This window comes from Actinacidiphila oryziradicis (assembly GCF_005047355.1).
Taxonomy (GTDB): domain Bacteria; phylum Actinomycetota; class Actinomycetes; order Streptomycetales; family Streptomycetaceae; genus Actinacidiphila; species Actinacidiphila oryziradicis.
On the sequence record NZ_SUMC01000028.1, the window covers coordinates 124,776 to 131,738 of the forward strand.

General features: G+C 69.0%; 5 protein-coding genes. 2 read left to right on the forward strand and 3 right to left on the reverse strand.

Going from position 1 to position 6,963, the window contains the following annotated elements; all coding sequences use genetic code 11:
- Window positions 1-72: 72 nt before the first annotated feature.
- Window positions 73-1,068 carry a dihydroxyacetone kinase subunit DhaK gene (gene dhaK / locus FCI23_RS26790; protein ID WP_136726487.1) on the forward strand — a complete coding sequence of 332 codons (996 nt, stop codon included), beginning with the start codon at window positions 73-75 and terminating at the stop codon, window positions 1,066-1,068.
- Window positions 1,069-1,351: 283 nt separating this feature from the next.
- On the opposite strand, the gene FCI23_RS26795 is transcribed toward dhaK, so the two are convergent.
- Window positions 1,352-3,103 (reverse strand): carbohydrate binding domain-containing protein, encoded by a 1,752-nt coding sequence (locus FCI23_RS26795; protein ID WP_246144027.1) that lies wholly within the window; start codon window positions 3,101-3,103, stop codon window positions 1,352-1,354.
- Between the two features lie 341 nt (window positions 3,104-3,444).
- Here FCI23_RS26795 and FCI23_RS26800 point away from each other — a divergent pair, with 341 nt between their 5' ends.
- On the forward strand, window positions 3,445-4,470 hold the full coding sequence (locus FCI23_RS26800; RefSeq protein ID WP_136726488.1) for an alcohol dehydrogenase: 1,026 nt from the start codon (window positions 3,445-3,447) through the stop codon (window positions 4,468-4,470).
- Between the two features lie 80 nt (window positions 4,471-4,550).
- On the opposite strand, the gene FCI23_RS26805 is transcribed toward FCI23_RS26800, so the two are convergent.
- Both FCI23_RS26805 and FCI23_RS26810 read right to left on the reverse strand, forming a co-directional pair.
- Window positions 4,551-5,933, reverse strand: coding sequence for an acetamidase/formamidase family protein (locus tag FCI23_RS26805; RefSeq protein WP_246144030.1), 1,383 nt, complete (start codon window positions 5,931-5,933; stop codon window positions 4,551-4,553).
- 230 nt (window positions 5,934-6,163) lie between these two features.
- Window positions 6,164-6,963: zinc ribbon domain-containing protein (locus FCI23_RS26810; protein WP_169316952.1), on the reverse strand; the 800-nt coding region annotated here is incomplete at its 5' end.

Here is a 6,963-nt window from a genome sequence, read left to right on the forward strand (position 1 = left end):
TCCTGAACCATTTCCACCCCCACCCCCACCCCCATCCCCACCCCCGAGCGTCGAGAGCAAGGAGCAACCACCGTGAAGAAGTTCGTCAACGACCCGAAGAACTTTGTCCGGGAGATGCTGGAAGGGGTGGCCCTGGCAAACCCCGAAACTCTGCGATATGTGCCCGAGTACAACCTGATCATGCGCGCTGATGGTCCGCGGCAGGACAAGGTCTCCATCGTCCAGGGATCGGGATCCGGGCACGAGCCGGCACACGTCATGTGCGTCGGCAAGGGCATGCTCGACGCCGCATGCCCCGGCGACATCTTCGCTGCGCCGCCCACCGACTACGTGTACGAGACCATCAAACTCCTCGCTTCGCCCAAGGGTGTACTTCTGCTGGTCAACAATTACACGGGCGATCGAATGGCCTTCGAGATGGCCCAGGAACTGGCCGAGGCCGAGGAGATCACGGTCCGTACGCTCTTCATCGACGATGATGTGTCCGTAGAGGATTCCACGTACACGGTCGGCCGCCGGGGTGTGGCCGGGAACTTCTTTGTGATGAAAGCCGTCGGTGCGGCCGCGGAGCGCGGGGCCGACCTGGACGACGTGTTCCGGATCGGGGAGAAGGTCAATGCGGTGACCCGCACGATGGGCATCGCGCTTACTGCCTGCACACCGCCGGCCAAGGGATCCCCGCTGTTCGACCTGCCGGCGGACGAGATCGAGGTGGGTGTGGGAATCCACGGCGAACCGGGCCGGCGCAGGGAGAAAATGCTGCCCGCGAACGCGATAGTCGACCAATTGCTGGACCCCGTTGTGAAGGATTTGCCCTACACCTCCGGCGACAGCGTCGCACTCATGGTCAACGGGCTCGGCGGAACCCCGCTCGGCGAGTTGTACCTGCTGTACGGGCGGGCGCACAAGCGCCTTGCCGAGCAGGGCATTGAGATCCGCCGCAGTTACGTGGGCGAGTACTGCACCTCGTTGGACATGGCCGGCGCTTCCCTCACCCTGGTCCGCCTGGACGGGGAGATCACCGAACTGCTCGCGGAGCCCGCAGAGATCGCGATCCGCGTCTTCTGAGAGGCAGCGCGAACAGGTGGGGCACGCGACGCCGCCCCACCTGTTCGCGCTGCTTCTCGAACCCCCGCCGACCGAGAAGATGAGCACGAAGATGTGGGCGGGGCGCGCGGACCAGCTCCGACGCCGGTCGCAATGGCGCTGTCCGCCGACGCCGGGCCGGTGACAATTGCCGATCCGGCCGGAAACGCTGGGATATCGCGCAGGAACTGCCGGAGGCCGTTCTCGTTTCTGCTGAGAACGGCCCCTGGCCTGCGATGACACCGTCGAGACGGCGGGATTTGAACTATGCGAGGGTGAAGTCGTCCGCGTACACGCTGCCCTGGGCGTACCAGCCGTGGACGTAGATGGTGACTGTGCCGGAGGAGCCGGTGGTGAACGACACGGTCAGCTGCGACCAACTGCTGGAGGAGGTCCAGTTGCTGGCCGAGGCGTCACCGCTGACGCCGATGTACGCGTAGTTCCCCTGCACCCAGCCCTTGAGGGTGTAAGTGGTGTTGGCCTTGAGACTGATCGTCTGGTCGCACTCACCGGTCTGGCTGCTGGTCGGCGCCAGCTTGGCGGCGTAGCTGCCGGAGTGCACAGGGCTGGTCGCGACCGCACCGCCGGACTGGCAGGTCCATGGGCTCAGACTGCCGGTCTCGAAGCCGGCGTTGCTGAGCGAGCCACTGCCGCCGCCGCCGGAGCTGGTGACCGTGAGGCTGTACGTGGTGCTGTGGCTGCCGGAGGCCGCCGTACCGGTGATCTGGATCGGGTACGTACCGGCTGCCACCGATGAGCCGACGGTCACCGACAGCGTCGAAGTGCCGCCCGCGGTGACCGACGTCGGGCTGAGCGACACCGTCACGCCGGACGGCGCGCCGCTCGTGGTCAGGCTGACGGTCTGTGCCGAGCCTGAGGAGACCGCGGTGCTCACCGTGGCGCTCGCCGACCCGCCGGGAGCCACCGAGGCCGAGGCCGGCGACGCGCTGACGGAGAAGTCGTTGGTGGAGGTGGAGCCGCCCGAGGTGAAGGGTTCGAAGGCCTTGCTGAAGTACCAGGTGGACTGGCTGATCCCGGAGCAGGAGCCGGAGCCCGCGGTGCCTGGGCAGTTGCCGTTGTCACGCTGGAGTGCCCAGAAGGAGAGGGTGTTGATGCCCGTGGCGGCGGCCCAGTTCTCGACCGTGGTCGCGTCCGCCGTGGTGAAGGTCTCGGCAGCGCCGTAGTCGTCGATGCCGGGCATCTCGGTGACGCCGATCATGGCCCATAGCTGCGCCGAGGTCTTCGACGGGTACAAGGAGGCGAGTTGGCTGTGCAGGCCGTTCGCGGCGGTCTGCGTGGAGGTGGCCATCTCGTGGGTGGCGCCGTCGTAATAATCGAACGTCATGATGTTGGCGACGTCGACGCGGGCGCCGTTGGAGACAGCGTTCTGCAGGACGGCCAAGGCGTTGGAGGCCAGACCGCTGGCGGTCGTCGGCAGGGTGTAGGAGAACTGCACGGTGTGGCCGGTGCTCGCGGCCCAACTCTCCACCTGGGCGACGGCCTTGTTGCGGCGGTCGATCCCGGCGCTGTTGCTGAGCGAGTTCGCCTCGATGTCGAGGTCGATCCGGGTCACGTTGTACGTCGTGACGAGGCTTTCGTACACCGAGGCTATGGAGCTGACGGTCGTACAGCTGTCCGCGATGTCGGTGTTCGTCGTGTCGGCGGTGTAACCGCCGAAGGACGGAATGACGTTGCCGCCGTTCGCCTGGATCGTGGCGATGTCGCTGCCGAAGACCGACGAGGAGACGGGCTGGCTCGTGCTGCCGTTCCAGTAGGCGCTGCACGAGCCGGATGACGCGGTCTGGAGGAACGCCATCGTGAGGTATTTGTTGCCTGACTGCGAGGCCAGTGTCGCCGGACTGTCTCCGGTCCAGGCCTCGAAGTACGGTGCTGCGACGTGTGCCGGCATCGCTGTTGCGGCCTGGGCCGCGCCTGCTCCGAACGTGACGAGCCCAATGGATGCGGTGGCGGTCGTCAGGGCGGCTACAAGGCTGCGGAGGGGTCTGAGTCTTCTCACCAAAGCTCCCGCGGCGTGAACGTGCACGAAAAGACGAGGGGGGAGTGCACTGCCATGTTTGGACTAGACCAATCATCCTGTCAAGGTCTAGTCCAATACCCGCTGCGGCCGGAGAGAGCGGAATCGGGCGGTCGTGAGTGAAAGAGTCCTTCGGCCGGTGTTCCGGCCGGGGGACTCCTGGCTCCGCAGCGGCCGACCCGCGCAGGACGCGACGCCCCGCACCGGCGTAGGGTCCGCGATCGCGAGGGGGCCCGGCTGCTCTGTTCTCGGCGCGCGTGATCGGGCCGGAGCTGGTCTGCTGGTTCCGGGGGCCGTCGTGCCAGTACCCGGGAGAGATCGAGATGAGCACCTATCGAGTCGCGCAGGTCGCCGCCGCCGGCGGTTCGTTCGAGATCGTCGAGCGCGAGGTGCAGCAGCCGGGCCCCGGCCACGTACGGGTGGCCGTGGACGCCTGTGGGATCTGCCACAGCGACGCTGTTTTCGTGAACGCCGAGTTCCCGGGCGTACGGTTTCCGCTGGTCCCCGGGCACGAGATCGCCGGGCGCATCGAAGAGCTCGGTGAGGGAGCGCGAGACAAGGGGTGGCAGGCGGGTGACCGGGTGGCGGTGGGCTGGTTCGGCGGCAGCTGCGGCCACTGCACGCCCTGCAGGCAGGGCGACTTCATCGTGTGCGAGAACCTGAAGGTCCCCGGATGGTCCTACGACGGGGGTTACGCCGAGGAGGTGATCGCGCCGGCGGACGCCCTGGCCCGGATCCCCGACGCGCTGGCGGCGCCCGATGCGGCGCCCCTGGCCTGCGCGGGAGTGACCACGTACAACGGGCTGCGGCGCAGCTCCGCCAGGGCCGGCGACCTGGTCGCCGTACTCGGCATCGGCGGGCTCGGTCACCTCGGGGTGAAGTACGCGGCCGCGATGGGCTTCGAGACCGTGGCCATCGCCCGCGGAGCCGCCAAGGCCGACTTCGCCAAGCAGCTCGGCGCGCACCACTACATCGACAGCACGGCGGACACCCCAGTCGCGGACGCGCTGCGGTCCCTCGGCGGCGCCAAGGTCGTCCTGGCCACCGCCGCCAGCTCGGACGCCATCACGGCAACCGTGGAAGGACTCGCCCCCCGTGGTGAGCTGGTGGTCATCGGCGCGGATGCCGACCCGCTGGGAATCAGCCCGAACCAGCTGCTCATAAGCGGCAAGATCGTCCGCGGCCACCCGTCCGGCACCGCGCAGGACGTCCAGGACACCATGGCGTTCAGCGCCCTGCACGGGATCCGCCCGATGACCGAGATCGTGCCACTGGACCAGGCCGCTGAGGCGTACCAAAGGATGCTCTCCGGCGCCGCTCGCTTCCGGATGGTGCTCACCACCCGCTGACGCACCCGCCGAGCGCTTCGGGACCGGTGGGGCGTGGGACAGGCCGTCATTGGTTCGGCGGCCTGTCCCGACCGGGCCTGTTACGCGTGGTGCCCGTGGGTGAAGTGACTCTTGTCGATCACCCCATGTACGCCGACGGTGCGGTCCACCACCTGGGACACCTCGAAATTGGCCGCCGCCGACAGGTACGCGTACGCCACCGCGCGGTCCATGCCGAGGTCGTGCTCAAGGAAGTCCAGCGCGTTGACCACGGCGCGCCGCATGGCGATGTTCAGGTCGTTGCCCTGGCCGTTCTGGATGCCGTCGGGGTCCGACAGGCCCACGGCCACCCACACGTCGGGGGTCTCGGCGAAGGGATAGTGGAAGGCGACGGACGGGGCGTCACCGGAGCCCTTCTTGCACACGGTGAGACGGAAGGTCGTGCGCAGGGAGCCCTCCATGGCCGTGAGCGCCACTTCGCCGTTGCCCATGGCCAGGTGCGGGTCGCCGGTGTAGAACAGCGCGCCCTCGGCGAAGACCGGGAGGTAGAAGGTCGAGCCCTGGCCGAGCAGATTGATGTCGATATTGCCGCCCCCGAGGGTCGGCGGTATGGAGTTGAGCGTCGTCGCGGTGAGGGCGTCCCCGGACGCGAAGGCGACACCCATCATGCCCATATGAGGCTTGAGCGGGAACGCCACTTCACCCGAAGTTCCTTGCGGCAAAATGCCGTTGAGGACCCCCTGGTTACCGCGGCGGATCGGCGTGAAGAGCGAGACGTTTCCGTACTGGAGCGGGTCTCCGGTGGACCGTCCGTCCGTCGACACCGGCGGCATGACCTCGTCGAGCGTGATCCCCGCCGGGGCCGAGCCGCCGGTCTGGCGGGCGAGGGCGCCCTTGCCGTGGCGGCTCGACACGATGCCGTAGGGCACGCGCGGCAGGAGCGAGAGCATCTCGATCTTCAGTACGTCGCCGGGCTGCGCCCCCTCGACATGGATCGGGCCGGTGACCACGTGCGGGCCGTCGACATCGAAGTTCCGGGTGGTCCGGGTGTAGTCGCGGGCGATGGCGACCGCGTCCTGGAGCACCTGATCGGCAGGCACACCATGGCGTTCGAAGTAGGCGACGGGGTCGCGCCCCTGGTCCTCCAGGAGGCCCTCGTGGGAGACCGAGTCGACGGTCACGGTCTCCCCGGAGCGCATCCGCAGCACGGGCTCGCCGGTGAGCGAGGGGACATACCCCCAGCGGACCTGCTCCGGCAGCGAGGGCAGATAGTGCCGGCCGTGGATCTGTCCCTTGCCGGGCTGGAGGATCTTCTCCGGGAATGTGGTCACGGGCGCCGCCGCCTGAGCCCCGCCGCCCGTGAGCAGTGCCGCCGCGGTGCCCGCCGTGCTCACCGCGGTGGCCGCGCGCAGGAAACCACGCCGCCCGAGGCCGGCGATGAGCAACTCCCGGGTGTCGCCCGGGTCCATGGCGGAGGTGTTCATGGGTACTCCTGTCGTCGTGTGGTGTGATCAGGTCCCGACATGACTTCGTGTACATGAGCAGCGCCGTATCGGCGGACAGGCGCGTGCCAAGGGGACTGCCGGGGATCGCGCCGCCGTGCGGAGGTCGTCGCGGGTGAGACGGTCAGGTTCGGTCGGCTGGGAACCCGCCGTCGTGGCGGGTGCGCCGGATCAGCTGGTCGACGTCGGCGAGATGCGTGATCATAGCGTCTCTAGGACTCTGTGTGTGCCTGTGGTTTCCAGGCTTTTCGGGCGCGGCGTGGCCGTGTGCGGTTGCCGTCCGGTGGTCCGAACCTCGGGGTGAGGGGGTGGGCCTCGGTGGCGTGCAGGTGGTGGAAGCCGGTCCGCTTGGCGGCGCGGGTGCGCTGCCGGCAGGTTCTGTGTGAGAGCCGCCTCCGGCCGGGTGCGGGTACTCCATGACCTGGCACCGGCCCGGATACGGCGGCTGGTGTCGTGGTGTCATGCCCCGCCGGACGCTGGACTGCCCCCGTGGTGGGGGTGGTGGCGGGGACCGTACGCACATCGGGCATACGGCGGGAAGTCTTGTGGCCCGGGGCCTGTGCCGGGGCGGCGCGCCGGGCACCTCGGTGCCGGGTGCCGCTCGGCCTGCTGGGGGTGGGGTGTCCCTTGCCCTCGGTGGCCTTCGGCCTGCGCGGCCGGGGCGGGGCCATCTCCGCGCGGCGCTGTCGGCGCAGACGGCGGGTGGTCTTCTTCGGACGCCTCACCAGGCGCACGGTGCCGTCCACCGTGGTGCGGATGGTCCGGGCACTGGTGGCGCGGTCGGTGGTGGTGTGGGCCTGGGCGAGCAGGCCGCGGGAGAGGATCCGGCGGGCGGCGGCATGGTCCCGGTCCATGGACAGTCCGCAGCCCGCGCAGTGCGCCCATTTCCAGCCGCGCTCGTGAAGCCGGTCGGGGGCGGGGTGGTGGGTGAGCTTGCCGAGGCAGCCGGGGCACAGCTTGGAGGTGCCCCGGGCCGGGACGGTGACCACCGCGATCCCGGCCTTCGCGGCCA

Bases quoted from the DNA above. Each gene is read 5' to 3' on its own strand.
- FCI23_RS26800 (WP_136726488.1), top strand. From the start codon at position 3,445: ATGAGCACCTATCGAGTCGCGCAGGTCGCCGCCGCCGGCGGTTCGTTC.
- FCI23_RS26805 (WP_246144030.1), bottom strand. From the start codon at position 5,933: ATGAACACCTCCGCCATGGACCCGGGCGACACCCGGGAGTTGCTCATC.